The 16,693-nt window shown below is 55.1% G+C and carries 16 protein-coding genes; 10 read left to right on the top strand and 6 right to left on the bottom strand.

Annotated elements, in window-relative coordinates; translation table 11 throughout:
- A partial coding sequence (locus FJ146_14125; GenBank protein ID MBM4253105.1) for a hypothetical protein occupies window positions 1-896 on the bottom strand: 896 nt, incomplete at its 3' end.
- Window positions 897-1,439: 543 nt separating this feature from the next.
- On the opposite strand from FJ146_14125, the gene FJ146_14120 reads away from it, so the two are divergent.
- Complete coding sequence (locus FJ146_14120; GenBank protein ID MBM4253104.1) at window positions 1,440-2,135, top strand: hypothetical protein; 696 nt, start codon at window positions 1,440-1,442, stop codon at window positions 2,133-2,135.
- On the opposite strand, the gene FJ146_14115 is transcribed toward FJ146_14120, so the two are convergent.
- The 4 genes from FJ146_14115 to FJ146_14100 all read right to left on the bottom strand — a co-directional run bounded on the left by FJ146_14115 (window position 2,123) and on the right by FJ146_14100 (window position 6,066).
- Entirely contained in the window at window positions 2,123-2,665 is a 543-nt protein-coding gene (locus FJ146_14115) for a hypothetical protein (GenBank protein MBM4253103.1), read from the bottom strand. The genes FJ146_14120 and FJ146_14115 overlap by 13 nt on opposite strands.
- Window positions 2,666-3,029: 364 nt before the next feature.
- A complete protein-coding gene (gene groL / locus FJ146_14110) occupies window positions 3,030-4,679 on the bottom strand; it encodes a chaperonin GroEL (protein MBM4253102.1) in 1,650 nt (549 codons plus the stop codon).
- A gap of 67 nt (window positions 4,680-4,746) precedes the next feature.
- Window positions 4,747-5,034, bottom strand: a complete 288-nt coding sequence (locus FJ146_14105; GenBank protein ID MBM4253101.1) for a co-chaperone GroES — start codon at window positions 5,032-5,034, stop codon at window positions 4,747-4,749.
- 240 nt (window positions 5,035-5,274) lie between these two features.
- Window positions 5,275-6,066 (bottom strand): tetratricopeptide repeat protein, encoded by a 792-nt coding sequence (locus tag FJ146_14100; GenBank protein ID MBM4253100.1) that lies wholly within the window; start codon window positions 6,064-6,066, stop codon window positions 5,275-5,277.
- Between the two features lie 68 nt (window positions 6,067-6,134).
- Between FJ146_14100 and FJ146_14095 the strand changes: the two genes are divergently transcribed.
- Window positions 6,135-6,599: a hypothetical protein gene (locus FJ146_14095; GenBank protein MBM4253099.1), complete on the top strand. Its 465-nt coding sequence runs from the start codon at window positions 6,135-6,137 to the stop codon at window positions 6,597-6,599.
- On the opposite strand, the gene FJ146_14090 is transcribed toward FJ146_14095, so the two are convergent.
- Window positions 6,568-7,908, bottom strand: coding sequence for an MFS transporter (locus tag FJ146_14090; protein MBM4253098.1), 1,341 nt, complete (start codon window positions 7,906-7,908; stop codon window positions 6,568-6,570). The genes FJ146_14095 and FJ146_14090 overlap by 32 nt on opposite strands.
- A gap of 167 nt (window positions 7,909-8,075) precedes the next feature.
- Here FJ146_14090 and FJ146_14085 point away from each other — a divergent pair, with 167 nt between their 5' ends.
- The 8 genes from FJ146_14085 to pyrE are packed head-to-tail and all read left to right on the top strand — an operon-like array spanning window position 8,076 to window position 16,693.
- The gene (locus tag FJ146_14085) at window positions 8,076-9,071 is read left to right on the top strand and encodes a MoxR family ATPase (protein MBM4253097.1); all 996 of its coding nucleotides are present in this window, start codon (window positions 8,076-8,078) and stop codon (window positions 9,069-9,071) included.
- Window positions 9,061-9,954: a DUF58 domain-containing protein gene (locus FJ146_14080; protein ID MBM4253096.1), complete on the top strand. Its 894-nt coding sequence runs from the start codon at window positions 9,061-9,063 to the stop codon at window positions 9,952-9,954. Before FJ146_14085 ends, FJ146_14080 begins: the two co-directional genes overlap by 11 nt.
- On the top strand, window positions 9,951-10,610 hold the full coding sequence (locus tag FJ146_14075) for a hypothetical protein (GenBank protein MBM4253095.1): 660 nt from the start codon (window positions 9,951-9,953) through the stop codon (window positions 10,608-10,610). The genes FJ146_14080 and FJ146_14075 overlap by 4 nt, the downstream gene beginning before the upstream one ends.
- A complete protein-coding gene (locus FJ146_14070; protein ID MBM4253094.1) occupies window positions 10,570-11,556 on the top strand; it encodes a VWA domain-containing protein in 987 nt (328 codons plus the stop codon). Before FJ146_14075 ends, FJ146_14070 begins: the two co-directional genes overlap by 41 nt.
- Window positions 11,553-13,391, top strand: coding sequence for a VWA domain-containing protein (locus FJ146_14065; GenBank protein ID MBM4253093.1), 1,839 nt, complete (start codon window positions 11,553-11,555; stop codon window positions 13,389-13,391). The genes FJ146_14070 and FJ146_14065 overlap by 4 nt, the downstream gene beginning before the upstream one ends.
- Window positions 13,392-13,393: 2 nt before the next feature.
- Window positions 13,394-15,244, top strand: a complete 1,851-nt coding sequence (locus tag FJ146_14060; GenBank protein MBM4253092.1) for a protein BatD — start codon at window positions 13,394-13,396, stop codon at window positions 15,242-15,244.
- Window positions 15,241-16,002, top strand: a complete 762-nt coding sequence (locus FJ146_14055; protein MBM4253091.1) for a tetratricopeptide repeat protein — start codon at window positions 15,241-15,243, stop codon at window positions 16,000-16,002. Before FJ146_14060 ends, FJ146_14055 begins: the two co-directional genes overlap by 4 nt.
- Before the next feature lie 19 nt (window positions 16,003-16,021).
- The gene (gene pyrE / locus FJ146_14050) at window positions 16,022-16,693 is read left to right on the top strand and encodes an orotate phosphoribosyltransferase (protein ID MBM4253090.1); all 672 of its coding nucleotides are present in this window, start codon (window positions 16,022-16,024) and stop codon (window positions 16,691-16,693) included.

Raw genomic sequence — 16,693 nt, 5'->3', positions numbered from 1 at the left:
TCTGCAGCTACAAGACTAGTTCCCGAGCGCACTCGACCCTGCGCATCGAACGTTACTTTAGTCGCCGTGCCAGGCGTTGCAACAGTTGCCAGAGTTGCAGTGCCAGTACCCGGGCCCGTTGCCACGATATCGCCGGTTAGTCCCGTTAGGTAGTTGCCAGACGCCGCCGCCGGCGGCAAGCTTGCCGCTACCCACTTGCCGCTTCTGTACGTCAGCACCTGATCCGCTACAGGGGCCGCACCCGCCTCAGTTTTGGCCGTGAGATTACTGGAGCTGAGGTTGTCCCACTTGACGCCACCAGCACCGTTACTCACAAGGACGCTACCCGAAGCCGCGTCTTTCACGCCGCTAATCCCTAGCTTGCCACTGGTGACGTCGAACCCGACACTCTTGTTATCAACAGGGACACGCATGGCGAGCGGGATGTAGTTAAATTTCTGCCGTGGATAGGTCTTACCGCCCGACGAGATCTCGATAAATACAGGCTCCGTGCCATCGCGGAAGATGTCCTGCACCTGGGTGGCCATAAACGGGAAGTAAAGTGAGAATACCCCCTGGTTTAGAATCACACTGGCGAAATCAAACGACTGCCCGAGTTGTGTACCGTCAATTTCTGCGGTCCAAAATGTTGCCTCAATCGCGACAGGCCCGTCTTTTGGCGCGCCAGAAGATTCCGTGAGCCTACCTGAGTAGGTCATCGGGAGACTCCCGACGCCCTGAGCCTGGGCAGCGGGCGTGAGGCAAACGGTCAGAAGAGCCGCCAGCACTCGCTGCGATCTTCTTGTCGCTGAGGTTTTGAAACCCCGGATGCCCACTTTGAGCCTCCTTCGGAATCCTGGGCCTATCCGCTCTGACGAGAGATCCTCGGAGTATTTGGTCGCATTCTTTAGGGTCATTTGTGAGTTGCCTCAGGACCAGCTTTAAAATGCTATGATTACGGAGGGATGGCTGACATGCTTTTAGTCACCAGGAGGTCATTTTGTGTGCCATTTGTTGGGCATATTTTGATGCCACATCTCGTTTTTGAAATACCAAGTAGATTCTGGGTGTTGCAAACACCGTGGCTACGTATTGTGGCCACGGCGGGTACGCCAAAGCCGCTCATAAAAAAGCAAATCAAATAAATTTAGTTAGTTGTGTTTTGGCATGAACCTTGCCCCTAGGTCTTTACTGCGCATGCTTTGCATCCGCAGCCTCCGCGCTGAACGTTTAGCCTCGGGTCACAAATATGCGGTTTCGGTTTCTCAGAGATTGAGAGCAATCGCCAATACTGCCAACGGGTCTCCCGCACTACTTAGCTACGCAAGGATCTGTGTTTCATGGGACTGACGGAATTTTATATTTAATTCCCGAGTGTTGAGAGAAATTGCTAAAGAATTTACCAAAAATGACGATATATTAGCTAGTGAGTTGGACAGTCCAACAGACGAAGGTTTCCAATGTCAAAAGTCACCAGACATCAATTATGGGCAGACCTGAGGCAGGTCCTCGGCATTCGCGTGGGCAGCGGTCTCGGTTTGCCAGCATCGATGGGAGACGTGGATACAGACATTGAGACTCTGCTTGTCGAAGCGGCGGCTAATGCTGCGGTGCACCCCCTGATTGCCGAGCTGCTAGCTACCTGGGTTTGCATTCATGGCGCCCGCGTGCGCACTGAGAAGCTGCACGCGCTCGCAACAGCTGAACCAGTGAGTCATTTTTGGCTCGCAGTCTTGGCCCACCTAGCCGTTAGCCGTGGCTACGCGAAATGGCGTCTGCTGGCCCGCAAGCTAGCCGAAAGCGCGCTGAGGTCTCAGCCACGTCTTCTAGTCGAGATGGCTGACGCGACTGAGAACGAGGAGTGGCTCATCGGCTGTGGTCTGAAGGTTCCGGTCGGAGCACTTCGAATCCGCCGTGAGGACGTGTTATCCGTTGAGGAGTTGGCGATAGCGAACCTACAGTATCGTTTGCGGCTCCAGTATGGTGCCGATGTCAGGGCAGATGTCGCCTATGCTATCGCGCGGGGAGTCACTGCCTCTAGCGAGATCGCGAAGCTTGTTCATTGCTCACGGGAAGCGGCTGGGCGCATTGCTGGCGAGATTATGACTGCAGTGACAGCTGGAGCGACTTTGCCGTCATATAATCAGGCTCCGTAAAGATCCTTCCTCAGCACCGCTAGGATTTTCTTTGCCTTAGCTACGTCGCCTTTATTTGCCTTCTCCTTGAGCAAAAGGTGCACGACGACAGAATCAAAGGTTGCGGCAGGCAGAGCCAAGCGTCGGACGTCCTCGATGTCTTGAAGGCGCGGCCCTGAGTCGGTGATGCGGCATAGCTTGGAGATTAGAAGGTTATCTGGGGACGGGCAGCGAAGCTTCAACGCTTTACCGAGGAAAAGATCCTGCACGCCGTCTTTGCCGTAGCCGAATTTTAGGTAATCATTAACTACCCGGGCTCGATCCGAGAACCACGCGAGCTTGAGGTCTTCCTGTTTTGCAAATTCTTCGGAGGCAGCCCTAACTTGACCAGGAATCTGGTTAATGAAATCGATGTCTTCAGTCGCGGCGTCACGAACACCCAAGAGCATGAATGCTGCGCCTCCGACGATTAATCCCTCAAATGTCAGGTCCCGTGATTGGAGAAACAGGTCGAAGCGTCGATAGATTTCGAGTGAAACTGGAATCGTCATTTAGATCAAACCTCGGTTACTAAAGATCGATGCCAAATCTCTCAATATGCTCAGTCAGTGCATCGTTATCAATGTGGTGCATGAAGATCAGGTCAATCTTGTAGGCCAGCATCAAGTCGTCGAGCGATGTCTCATGGGCCTTAGAGTAGTTGTCAAACTGCTGTTGCCATCTAATGCCAGCTGAACCGTCCATTTTCACATCCGATCATTTAGAAGCGCTCTAGTCCACGAAGGCGCACTAATAAGCGGGCCACATGTTACAGCGTTTATAGTTATTTACACGACAAAAATTGGGCCCCTACCTTGCGGTAGGAGCCCAATTGTTTAGCTTAGGTGAGCTATAAAACCCTGTAACTACAGGATCTTACATCATCCCGCCCATGCCGCCCATGCCGCCCATGCCGCCGGCACCAGCGTGGCTGTGCTCTTTCTCATCTTTCGGCTTATCGGCGATCATAGCTTCCGTGGTGAGAAGCAGACCAGCAACCGAAGCCGCGTTGGTCAGAGCGGTGATCGATACTTTAGTCGGGTCGATGACGCCGGCTTTGTACAGATCTTCGTAGGTTTCGGTGAGGGCGTTGAAGCCTTCGCCGTCTTTACCCTTCTTGACGCGCTCAAGGACAACAGCTGGCTCAACGCCGGCGTTGAACGAGATTTGACGCAGAGGCTCTTCGATCGCGCGACGGATGATCGACACGCCGAATTGTTGCTCGCTGCTAGCGAGTTTCAGGCTGTCGAGGACGTGTTGCACGCGGATGAATGCCGTGCCGCCGCCCGGTACGATGCCGCTTTCGACAGCAGCGCGGGTGGAGTTCAGGGCGTCTTCAACGCGCGCTTTTTTCTCTTTCATCTCGGTTTCGGTAGCTGCGCCGACTTTAACCACAGCAACGCCGCCAACGAGTTTAGCAAGACGCTCTTGCAGCTTCTCTTTGTCGTAGTCAGAGCTGGTGTTTTCGATCTCAGCGCGGATTTGCTTAACGCGCGCTTGGATGTCAGCTTGCTTGCCTTTGCCATCGACGATGGTGGTGTTGTCTTTGTCGATGGTGACGCGTTTAGCTTGGCCGAGGTCCGCAAGGCCCATGTTCTCAAGCTTAGCACCCAGATCGTCAGTGATCAGGTTGCCGCCGGTGAGGACAGCCAGGTCTTGCAGCATAGCTTTGCGGCGGTCGCCGAAGCCAGGAGCTTTAACAGCAGCGCATTTCAGCGTGCCGCGCAGACGGTTAACAACGAGGGTCGCCAGAGCTTCGCCGTCGATGTCTTCAGCGACGATGACGAACGGACGGCCGGTTTGAGCGATCTTCTCGAGGATCGGCAGCAGTTCTTTCATCGACGAGATTTTCTTCTCGTGGAGGAGGATGTAAGCGTCTTCGAGCACAGCGGTCATACGCTCGGCGTCGGTAACGAAGTAAGGCGACAGGTAGCCGCGGTCGAATTGCATACCTTCGACGGTTTCAAGGGTCGTCTCGAGACCTTTGGCTTCGTCAACGGTGATAACGCCGTCACGGCCGACTTTGTCCATAGCGTCAGCTAGGATTTTGCCGATCTCTGGGTCGTTGTTAGCCGAGATAGCGCCGACTTGAGCGATCTCTTCGCGGCTAGCGGTCGGGCGGGAGATTTTCTCAAGCGCCTTGACGACTTCAGCAACAGCTTTGTCGATGCCTTTTTTCAGTTCCATCGGGTTGTGGTTTGCAGCAACCAGCTTGCTACCTTCGCGGTAGATCGCCTGTGCCAAAACCGTAGCGGTCGTGGTGCCGTCACCAGCGATGTCGGAAGTCTTCGAAGCGACTTCTTTCACCATTTGGGCGCCCATATTTTCGAACTTGTCTTCGAGTTCGATTTCTTTAGCAACGGAAACGCCGTCTTTGGTGATGGTTGGCGAGCCGAAGCTTTTTTCGATCACAACGTTACGGCCTTTGGGGCCGAGGGTTACTTTAACGGCGTCAGCGAGTACGTTGACACCGGTAAGAATTTTGCGGCGCGAATCTTCGCCGAAGTTAATCATCTTAGCGCTCATGTTCCACCTTTCGTAAAACAGTTAGATACTCAAAACTTAGAATCCGAAATACCTAAGTCACAGACTCTTAGACGAGGACGCCGAGAAGGTCGTCTTCGCGCAGGATCAGGTGCTCGTGGCCGTCGATCTTGACTTCGGAACCAGCGTATTTGCTGAACAGTACGCGGTCGCCAACTTTAACGTCAGGCTTGCGCACTTTGCCGTCGTCGAGGATCTTGCCGGAACCGACAGCGATCACTTCCGCCTCTTGTGGCTTCTCTTTAGCATTGTCAGGGATGATGATGCCGCTGGCGGTTTTCTCTTCGCTCTGCAGCCTTTTAACCAGGATTCGGTCCTGAAGGGGCCTGATTTTCATCGCGAGTACCTCCTAATGGTGATGAAAACATTCCAACTCAAACGTAAAAAAGACACTACCTTAGCTCCATATCCGCCACCGAAACCAAGCGCCTTAGCTGCGCGCATCAGCATTCACTGATAGATTTCAGGCAGATACTCTCACTAATTAAGAACAGTGCGAATGTAATGCGCCCCCCCGAATTGTCAAGGGCAGGCGCATAAAAAATATGAGAGCAATCGCCACGACGGCAAGCAGCTTCTAAAAGCTCGCCACCTTGGTGCTCGCGAGATTCAGAGCCTCACGCTTCAAGTATTCGGGCTCGCAATGAAATCTCGCAATGTCTTGGAGTAGATAGGTGCGTGCCCGGATCGCCGTAGCACCCAGCGTCAGATCGATCTCAACGGGTTTGCTCGACGGGTTCTTGGGCATTAGCATCAGGGACAGCTTCGGACCCCTGGGGCGCAGCGTCTGAACCAATGCCACGCGGCTAAGGTCGCTCCAGTTAAAGGAATGAAGTCTGAGTCGAGTGCCGACGGTTATCCCGGTAGGTGAGACGGTCACGTAGCGGATCGCCTTCACAAAGACCGCAATGATGGCAATCCAAGGAGCGACCACCAAAGCAGCAAAAGTAGGTAGCATCACCTCGGGGGCTTCGAGAAACGAGTAGGCCACCGCCAGGCGCGTCATGAGTAGGAAGCTGATGCAGCCGATAAGTCCGATAGCCGATAACTGCATGAGGCTGCGTGGGTAGGCCGCAAAGCGCCGCCCGCCCCCTGGCACCTCGTCGGTAAAGTAAAAGTGCTCGCGGTCTTCCACCTGGCGCCGCAGGAGATAGGCCACGGCGTCGGCGTCCTCGCGGTCGATGCTCGCAATGCGGTCCCAAACACGACTCTCCTCGCGAAACCTGCCGGCATATTCGTACAGGCGGGCCTGGAGCTTCAATGCTGCCGTATTGTTTGGGCCTAGCGACAAAAGTTGCTCTAAAGCCTCGTGAGCCTCGTCGGTAGCACCGGCGTCGATGATCTCGGTAATTTGTTTGACGTGCATCATACGCACTAGTCATCGGCGGAATATCCCTACTACTTGAGCGCGCGCACCAAAAAAGATACGATGTCATAATGACCAAAAATACACTGGACCCCCACAGCAACTGTAGTGTCTCCCTGGTGCGAGATCTCTGTCGCACGGCCGAGGAGCTACATAACGCCGGACGTTTTACCGAAGCCCTAACCGCAGCCGAACAGGCTGTGGTCTCTTGCGCTAGGTCACTGGGACGCGCCCATTACGCCTACCCGCTGGCGCTGTGCACGCTGGGCTGGCTGCGCCACAGTGTCGGTGAGGCAGCCACGGCAGTCTTTGCCGAGGCCGTGGCCCTGGCACGAACACTGGCCGAGGACGATTTCGAACACGCGGTAGTTGTGATTTCTCAGGCGGCAGATTTTGCCCGGGAGACGGCCCAGCCCCAGCGCTACGGTGAGCTAGGTACCGAGCTCGTCGACTTGCACCTGCGCCATCTCGGGCCAGATCACCCTCGCACTCATCAGCTCGCGGCTAAGCTGGTTCGTCTCCATGCTGCCCTCTAGTCAAGAGGGCTAGGGTTCGCCTAGGGTATTCGCTGTTTCTCCAAGCGAGTACGGCGGCAAATACCAAGTTGAGACCTGCCGTGATGAGCAGCAGATCAACAGTGGTGAGACCAGCTTTAAAAACCGTCATAGCCAGTAGCGCTGACCCGACCATAAAGACCGAGTTGTAGACGTTGTTGATGGCAACTATTCGCGAACGTAGTGAGGGATCGCTGCGGTGTTGCATCAGTGCATAAAGTGGCACGATAAAAAAGGCGCTGCTGATTCCTGTGAGGAACAGATCGGTAACAGCGCGCATAAAAGCCATGGCAGAGGGCCCGGTGGCCAGACCCCATGCGGATCCGAGTGCGTCCGACGGTGCAAGCGCAGCTGCCTTGTGCATAAAAAATAGATCCGCCGTGAACACGCTCATACCGACAGCACCGACGAGCACGAGCCCGGTTTCGATCTTGCCGCGCGACACTTTGGCACAAATAGCTGCACCGATACTGATAGCGATAGCAAAGTTCGTGAGTAGTAGAATCACCACTTGCTCGTTGCCGTACAAGGCATGCCGCGTGAAGTTTGGCAACTGGGCTAGTACCGTGGAACCCACGTACCAAAACCACGAAATACCCATCACAGCGCTCGTCACGCCCGGTTGTGACCGCAGAAGACGCGTCATCGCCGCCATCTGGGTAAATGGGTTCCAGTCTATCCTAAGCGTTGGTGCCGCAGCTGGCGCTGGCGGTATGGTGCGTGAGGCAAAAAATCCTGCTACCGCTACGGCCACCACGGTTCCGCCTGTCACAAGAGCGGTGCGGTTCTCGGCCAAAGTTCCACCGATGATCGTGCCGAGCAGGATCGCAATAAAAGTACCCATGCTCACCAAAGCGTTGCCACTGACTAGCTCGTCCTCGGCGAGATGCTGCGGCAAGATGCTGTACTTGATGGGGCCAAAAAAAGTCGAATGGATGCCCATCAGCAGCAGCGTCACTAAAAGCAACGGCAAGCTGTCGACCATAAACCCGACGGTGCCCAGGAGCATGAAGGCAATCTCACTGGCTTTGACAATGCGAATGAGCATCGCCTTTTCAAATTTATCAGCCAACTGTCCTGCCATGGGCGACAGGAGAAAAAACGGTAAAATAAAAAGTCCGGCCGCGAGGTTGATCAAAAGGCCAGAGGTAGCCTCGCTGCTGAAACGGTAAGCAATCATGATCATGAGCACGTTCTTGAAGATGTTGTCGTTCATGGCTCCTAGAAACTGCGTGACAAAAAAGCCCGCAAATCTTCTTGTGCCTAATAGTGCGAAGGTACCCTGTGACATCTTGACATCTCCCGCGTCGGTCTCATGATCTTTAAATGTGAGGAACGCTATCTTAAATTTAGATGCAAAAGCGCTTCCCATTTGGGGGTGATCTCATTAACAATATGAGGGATACCTTCCCATCGTTGATTCAGTCTTAACTACCTCACAATAAGAGGGAATTTGCAATGAGTTACGACGCAGCGACCGACAACCTTGAACACGAAGCCCGCAGTTATGCCGCTACCGCTGAAAAAGCGATGGCGGAAATTAGCCATCGCATTGTCGGCCAGCGTGACGTGGTGCAGAGACTACTCATGGCGATCATCGCTGAGGGTCACGTACTGCTCGAGGGTCTGCCCGGACTTGCCAAAACGACCACGATCAAGACCTTGGCCGAGGCAGCCACGCTTAGTTTTGGCCGGATTCAGTTTACGCCAGACCTCCTCCCTGCGGACGTCATTGGGACGCAAATTTACGACCCGCGCAGCGGCGAGTTTAAGGTACGGAAGGGCCCCGTCTTCGCCAATCTGGTGCTGGCAGACGAGATCAACCGCGCCCCAGCCAAGGTACAGTCGGCCTTACTGGAGGCCATGCAAGAGCGTCAGGTAACTATTGGTGACCAGTCCTACCAGCTGACGCGCCCCTTTTTAGTGTTGGCAACGCAGAACCCTATTGAGCAAGAGGGGACGTACCCTTTGCCAGAAGCGCAGATGGACCGCTTCCTGTTTAAGATCAAGGTTGGCTACGGCACACCGGAGGACGAGTTTGAGGTCATCAGTCGCTCGGTGGCCTTCAAAGATACGCCTATCACCAAGGTGCTCGACGGAGAGACGCTGATAAAGATGCGCGATTTCACCAGCAGGCTGCATGTCGCAGACAAAGTGCGTCGCTACATCGTGCAGTTGGTCTTTGCCACACGGGATCCGGCTAGCTTTGGCCTGAAAGACCTTGCCACCTTGGTGCATGTGGGAGCTTCGCCGCGGGCATCGATCAGCATGGAGCGCGCCGCTCGGGTCAACGCGATGCTGCAGGGCCGCACCTTTGTGACGCCGCAGGACATCAAGGACGTGGGACTCGATGTGCTGCGCCACCGCATCATGCCGACCTATGAGGCAGAGGCCGAGGGGGTAACGACCGACGATATCGTGCGCCGTATCTTCGCGCGCGTGGATGTGCCCTGATATGCTTTCATCCGAGGTCATCAAGCAGATCAAAGCCATTCAGCTCAAGGCCGGCCATCTGGTGACCACGGCCTTGGCGGGTAATTATCTGAGCGCCTTCAAGGGGCGCGGGATGGAATTCGACGAGGTGCGTGAATACGTGCCCGGCGACGACGTCCGTCTGATCGACTGGAACGTCACGGCGCGCATGCGTCAGCCCTATGTGAAAATTCTGCGCGAGGAGCGCGAATTGACGCTGATGCTCATGGTGGACGTCAGCCCGTCGCAGGCCTATGGCTCAGGCGGACGACGCAAGCAAGAGGTTGCCGCCGAACTGGCTGCCGTGCTCGCCTATCTGGCTATCCGTAACAACGACAAAGTTGGACTCATAGTCTTCTCGGATCACGTCGAGCAGTACATCCGTCCGCAAAAAGGTCGTGGTCATGTGTGGAACATTATCCGTGCGGTTCTAACTCACAAGGGTAGTGGCAAACGTACCGACATTAGCGGCGCCCTCGATGCACTGCTTCGGTATTCGACGCGGCGCAGTATGTGTTTTCTGATCTCGGATTTTTGGGCAACTAATTACGACAGGGAACTGCGTCTAGCGGCGCGGCGTCACGACTTAATTGCCGTGCGCGTGAGCGATCTCCGCGAGAGAGAGCTCCCGGCGGTGGGTATGATGTCGCTCCAAGATAGCGAGACCGGGGAACTTATCGAGGTGGACTCAAGCGACCCTAAGGTGCGGTTGGCTTACAGCCAGGGGGCTGCCCAGCGCGAGAGTCAACTAGCAGCGCAACTCAGGAAGGCGGGAGCAGGGCAATTTGCTATCGACACTGGGTCGTCGGTGACTGAGCCGCTCATCCGCTATCTGCGTGAGCGCGAACGGAGGCGCTACCGATGACGCCTGCTTTAGGACAGATTGCCGCAGCTACACCCACGACAGCGCCAGTAACAGCGCCAGTGCAAGGCATACCATTAGGTGGCGGCGGGGCAAGCGCGGGAAAAAGCATGGCCGCGGGGCTGCCGCACGGGATCCGCGGGCCTATCGGGATTCCGATGCCGTGGTGGCAAATTCTTTTGATCGTGGCTATCACGCTGGCCGTGCTGGCTGCGTCCTGGGCACTGTGGAAATGGTGGCAACGGTATCAAGCGCGCAGGCCTAAGGCGCCGCGTGATCCGTGGGATGTGTTGCAGGAGAGGCTGGCGCTGATGCAGCCACCTGTGCCATTCACTAAGCAGGCGGGTGAGGACTATTTCGCTCAGTTGAGTCTGATCTTGCGTGAGGCCATCGAGCGGCGCACACAGATTCCCGCCACTGACCGTACCTGTCAGGAGCTCCGCGTGCCTCTGCGCAGCAAGTTGCCGATGGACGCCGCCACGGTCGAGGCTCTTTTGGTGTTTCTCGACCGCGCCGATTTTATCAAGTTCGCCAAGGCGCCCACTGACACGGCCGAGGCTATGTCGGCCCATACTCATGTCCAGACGTGGCTGAGGGCGCTCGTTCCACCGCCTGTGGATGGTAGCGCTGCCGGAGGTTCCAACCATGCGACTGGCTAATCCTTGGCTACTCCTGAGTATCTTGGCGCTCATACCGTTGTTTTTTGTTTACTGGAAGCGTCGCTCAGCCCTGAAATTCCCCAGTACAGGCGTAGTGGCGCGTCTCCCCAAGTCGGGATGGACCAGATACCGGCACGTTCCCTTTATACTGCGGTGCCTGGGGCTGGGAGCTTTGGCGATCGCGCTGGCGCGACCCCAAGCCGGCAATAGCAATACGCAACGCACCGCCGAGGGCCTAGACATCATGATGGTGCTCGACACCTCCGGCAGTATGAATCTGCGTGACTTCTCCTGGGGGCGGGAAAAGCCGACAAGGATGGCCGTAGTGAAGCGCGTGATCGGTGACTTCATCAAGGAGCGGACCAATGACCGCATAGGCATGGTGGTCTTTGGTACCGAGGCCTTTACGCAGGCGCCACTGACTTTAGACCACGAGGTGCTTAATCGGTTTATTGACATCATCACGGTCGGTATGGCAGGCGAGGCGACCGCGGTGGGTGATGGCTTGGCGGCTGCCGTCAATAGACTCAAGTCGGTAGAAGCGAAGTCGAAGGTGGTCATTCTCCTTACCGATGGCGGTAATAACGCGGGACGCGTCGATCCCCTCGCGGCAGCCCAGGCTGCAGCCACTATGGGAGTAAAAGTTTACACCATTGGTGTAGGCTCGGCCCCCAAGGATGGTGGAGCGCCTCAGGCCGCTGATGTCGATCAGCCCACATTGCGCGAGATCGCCAAAGTGACGGGGGGCAAGTACTTCTTAGCCAGCACCACTGAAATGTTGATCAAAGTATACGACACGATCGACAAGCTCGAGAAAACCAAAGTGCAGGTGGAGAGCTTTGCCAACTACGAGGATCTCTACACTGGGGTCGTCGTGTTCGCGGTACTGTGCTTGGCGGCAGAACTTATACTGGGCTTAACGCGGTTGCGGAGGTTGCCGCTATGAGTTTTGGGCGGGCAGATGTACTGATTTGGCTATTGCTGCTGCCGGCAGCAGCTTGGCTCCTCTGGCGTGGTGAAAAGCAGCGGCGGCATCGTCTCAGTCTGGTGGGGGGGCCCTTAGGGCAGGGCTCTGGTGTGAGGCTCATCAAGCCAATGACTACGGCCAAGGCAGGGCTCTTGGTGTTTGCTCTGCTGAGTTTGGTATTGGCTCTCGCTAAACCGCGTTGGGATTTTGTCTGGACGGACGTGAAGCGCCACGGCAGCGACATCGTGATCGCCGTCGATGTGTCGCAAAGTATGACTGCTCAAGATGTGAGTCCAAGTCGCATCGAGAGGGCCAAACATGAGATCTTGGACCTGCTACCCATGCTCAAAGGCGACCGCATCGGTCTCGTCGCCTTTGCTGGCGATGCGTTTGTGGAATGTCCACTCACGGAGGACTACGGTGCGGTGCGGATGTTTGTCGGCTTCCTTGGCCCAGATCTCATACCTTTGCAGGGGACAGATCTTGCGGGAGCGATAAATACCTCGCTCAAAGCTTTATTCGACGGTAGCCCCGGAGGTACCGAAGGACGGGCTATCATCCTACTCACCGACGGCGAGGATCAAGAGCCAAATGCCGAAAAGGCAGCAGCTACAGCCAAAGAAAAAGGCGTCAAGCTTTATGCCATCGGCATAGGCACTCCCGAGGGCGCTCCCATACCAGAGCCCAATGGTGGATTCAAGAAGGACGCTCAAGGCAACATGGTCATTACCAAACCTAACGAGACAGCGCTCAGTAAATTAGCGGCGTCTAGTGGCGGCGTTTATGCAAGGTCGGTGGCAGGTGGCGGTGACCTCGAGCGCATCTACTTGAGTGGTATACGTAAGCAGGTGGCGCAGCGTGAGTACCAAGCTACGCGCGAGAAATTGTGGTTCGAGCGTTTTCAATGGTTTGTCGGCGCCGCTTTGGTAGCGCTAGTTCTGGAGTTTTTATTGCGCGATGTGCGGTTACTGGCGATGGTCATGGTCATCACTTTTGCTGGACTGAGAGCTCCCGAGGCCAAGGCTAGTCCCTTGGCAGAACTCTACAACCAGTCGGTAGCGCGTTACCGCAAGGGGGATTTTGCCGGCGCCGCCCGCGGTTTTGCTGCCGCCAGTGATTCCACCGACCAGGCCCTGGCCGAGCGCGCACTCTTCAATCTCGGCAACACGCAAGTTGAGCTCGGCAAGTTGGACGAGGCAATTAAAGCCTATGAAAACGCCCTGGCCCTCGATCCCAAAGACCAAGAAGCCAAAGACAATCTCGAGTATGTCAAGAAGCTGAAAGAGCAACAGCAGAATCAACCGCAAAACGAGAATCAAAACCAGCCGAATAGTGACCATAACCAAAGCGACCAGCAGCAAAATCAGCAACAAAACAATCAGGGACAGCAGAATCAACAAAATCAGGATCAGCAGCAAAACTCGGGGCAAGACCAACAGAAGCAGAACCAGGATCCCAACCAGGAGTCAAAACAGAACCAAGATCCGAATAAAGATCCCAATAAAGACCCGTCAGGAGACCAAAGTCAACAAGGCGGCAAGGACGAGAAGAAGGACGAGAAGAAGGACGACCAAGGCGATCAGAACGACAGCGGTCAAAGGGATGGCGAAGAACCCCAGGGCGGTCAGGATCAAGAGCAACAGCCGCGTGGTGGCGACAGTGAGGAAAGGTCTGGTAAGGGCGAAATCCGCGCCGCACCGATTTCACCAGACGAGGCAGAAAAGGTGCTGCGCTCAGTTGATGACAACCCGAAAAAGCATCTCTACGGGCCCAAAGATAAGACCCCACCGAGACAAAAAGATAAGGACTGGTAACGATGCCAAAGCTTGTGAGCACAATTTTGGTTTTGGTGGCGCTACTCGGCGCTCGTCTTGGTTATGCTGGATCGATAACAGCTGACCTCACACCAACTGATGGGACCATGGACGACACTTTTGTCCTGACGCTGCAAATCGAGGGCCGTGATCGTAGCGACCCTGTGATACCTAACGTCGATGGCCTGCAGTTCTTGCAGCGTGGTGTGCATCAGGCTACCGCTATAATCAATGGCCAAACTACAGAGCAGCTGCAACTCACGGTGCTTGTGGTTCCCGATAAGCCTGGTGATTATACAATCCCGAGCATCGCCGCAACGATCGACGGGCAAAAGGTGGCCACCGTGCCACTCAAGCTGAAAGTTAGGCCGGCCGGAGCCCAGTCACAAGCTCAGGCGCGAGCGCAACAACCGGCTCGAGGTGGGACCAATGCTGCTCAGGGCCAACCTGGGGGTGAGACGGCCGGCGTGTTTTTAGAGCGCGACTGCGGGATCACCGGTCCCGTCTATATCGGGCAGCAGATTCTTTGTACCATTCGCCTCTATCACCCCAATAACTTGAATGGTGGCCAACGCCTCAGTCAATCGTCAGCAGATTTCCGTCGCTTCAATCTCGAAGGGGAAAAACGCTACCAAAAGGTAGTGAACGGTCAACGCTACTCAGTGATCGAGCTGCGTGAGCTAGTCGTCCCCACTAAGTCTGGACAACTCGATGTTCCGCCGTTCTCAATAGAGGCTCGCGTGCTTGTGTGGAACAAACAAAATAATCCTCTCGATAAGTTCTTCGATAAATTCGGCGGCGGTGTTTTCAACTTTGATCTCAATTATACGGAAGAGCGTAGTGTCACCGTCACGACACCTGCACAGACCTTGCAGGTTAAACCGCTGCCTGAACAGGGTAAGCCGCCCGGGTTTAATGGGCTTGTTGGTCTATTTCAGCTGGAATCAAGCCTCAGTAAAAATCACATAGCCGCTGGCGATACAGTTACCATAACCATAACCCTCCAAGGTTACGGATTGACCGATACTCTGGGTGATTTAGCGCCTGGCCTCGATAAATTTGGCAAAATCTACCCCGACAAGCCGGAGTACACCGAGCAGGTCACCGCCGAAAACGGGATCGCTTCGAAGAAAGTTTATAAGTACGCCCTGGTCCCTACCAAACCGGGAACCTACGATCTGGGGTCCGTGGAACTTCCCTCCTTCAACCCTAAGCTCAATCAATATGTAGCCATCCGCACTGATCTTGGGCAACTGATCGTCGATGCAGCCCAGGCAGAGAGTCAGGGGCAGCCTCAAGTCGCGACTGCTTTACCTGTCAATAAAGAAGAAGTGAAAGAACTCGGCAGTGATCTCCTTGGATTTCACCGCCACGTAGATCTGACGGCGCAACAAACCATAACCAGTGCGGACAAAATTATGCTGGGCGTACTAGGAGGCCTACCAACCTCTTCAGCATTAGGCGCTTTCATATTTTTCCTTTATACAAACAGAAAGAAAGACGCCGAAGCTGCTCGTCGTTCGCAGGCCTACCGCGTTTACAAACTAGCCATACCGAAGGCTCAAGCAGAACTCCAGACCGGCAATATTTCCGCGGCACTATCCGAGGGCCACCGATTACTGCGTACCTATCTCGGTGACCGGCTATCCTTGCAAGGCGGAGCGCTGACCGCTCGTGATGTCGATTTCGCCACCACGCGCTTGGGCGCAACGCCAGAGATTAAGGATGTGATGATGAATCTGGTCAGCGAATTTGATCGCCTGGAATTCGGTGGTCAGGTTCCCAGTCCAGAGCGCGCTCGGGAGATGCTCGACTCTTTAGATCAAGTCGTGAAAGGGTTAGAAAAAGCATGAGCACATGCAGACGGGTCATCTTAGTTCTGATGTTGTTATGTTCTGGATCTGCGGCGGTCGCAATGGATGAGTCTCCTCTGCAAAAGGAGGCCGAAGCGGCCTTTGATCGCGCTGACTACGCCAAGGCCGTTGCGGATTACGAGCAAATGGTCAACTCAGGTGTCATCAACGGCCATCTCTACTACAACCTGGGCATGGCCTATTACCGCCTCGGGAAACGCGGCGACGCCGTGGCCGCTTTTCTCGCCGCGCGCCGTTATTTGCCGCGCGATCCCGATACAGCCGCAAATCTGAAACATGCCTTGAGTGATGTCAGGGACAAACTTGAACCCGAGGTTCCGTCCTCTGTCGCGGCTAGATTTGCATTCTGGATCGATAGTTTCACCCCGAAGGAGTTAGCTTGGATGCTAGCGGTCATTGCAGCTGTCTGGGGTGCAGGTACGACCGCAGCATTTGTCTGGTCACGCTTCAGTAATTTACGTTTGTACTTTGCTTTCGCCGCTCTGCTACCCCTAGTTTTACTTTGGGGGTTCAGCGTCAAGCTTGATGAAAACGACCGCTGGGGAGCTGTTAATCAGCCAAAGGTTAAAGTCTATTCCGGCCCTGGCACCCTTAACAAGGTCGTCTTCGAACTACAAGAAGGCGCTCCCGCGCTAGTCACCGAAATTGCCGCGGGAGGTTATTACCGTATCCAACTCTCTGATGGTAAGAAGGGGTGGATTTCTGGTAATGATCTTAAAGTTTTTGGCAAACTTTGACCTTTGGAATTAAAAATCAATGGTTCAGGACCGCTATATCGAGTGGCTGCTACGTTCTGGGGCGCTGAGGTTCGGTGAGTTTAAGACCAAATCTGGTCGGCTATCGCCTTACTTTTTCAACACAGGCTGCTTTGACTCGGGCCAAAGCCTCGGTGGGATTACCGAGTTATACGCAGAGGTGATCGCTGAGCGTTTTGGTAGCAAGGTAGAGAACTTATTTGGGCCCGCCTACAAGGGGATTCCCTTGGCGGTGATGACCTCCTATCACTTGAGTCGCAACTTAGGCAGGGATATTTCCTACACATTTAATCGTAAGGAAGCCAAGGATCACGGTGAGGGGGGGACACTAGTCGGACGCCTCTACTGCGGTGGCGAGCGTGTAGTCTTGGTTGAAGATGTTGTTACCGGTGGCACAAGCTTTAGAGAGATGCGGCCCATCCTCGAATCTAGTAAGGTCGAGGTGGTCGGCATCGTCGTCGGCGTCGATCGTCAGGAGCGTGGCACGGACGAGCGTGCGGCATTACTGCAAGTAGCCGAAGACTGGCGGGTGCCTACGGCGAGTTTAGTGACAGTGAGTGAAGTAGTGAGTCGCCTCCACAACCGAGAGATTTTGGGGCGCGTGTGGATTGATGACGTGATTAAGGCCCGTATCGACGATTACCTAGCCACATACGGCGGTCGTCTCAAATAA

The organism is Deltaproteobacteria bacterium, assembly GCA_016874735.1.
GTDB lineage: Bacteria > Bdellovibrionota_B > Oligoflexia > Oligoflexales > CAIYRB01 > CAIYRB01.
The sequence above is the reverse complement of the archived record's forward strand: the minus strand, read 5'-3'. Positions and strand labels throughout refer to the sequence as shown.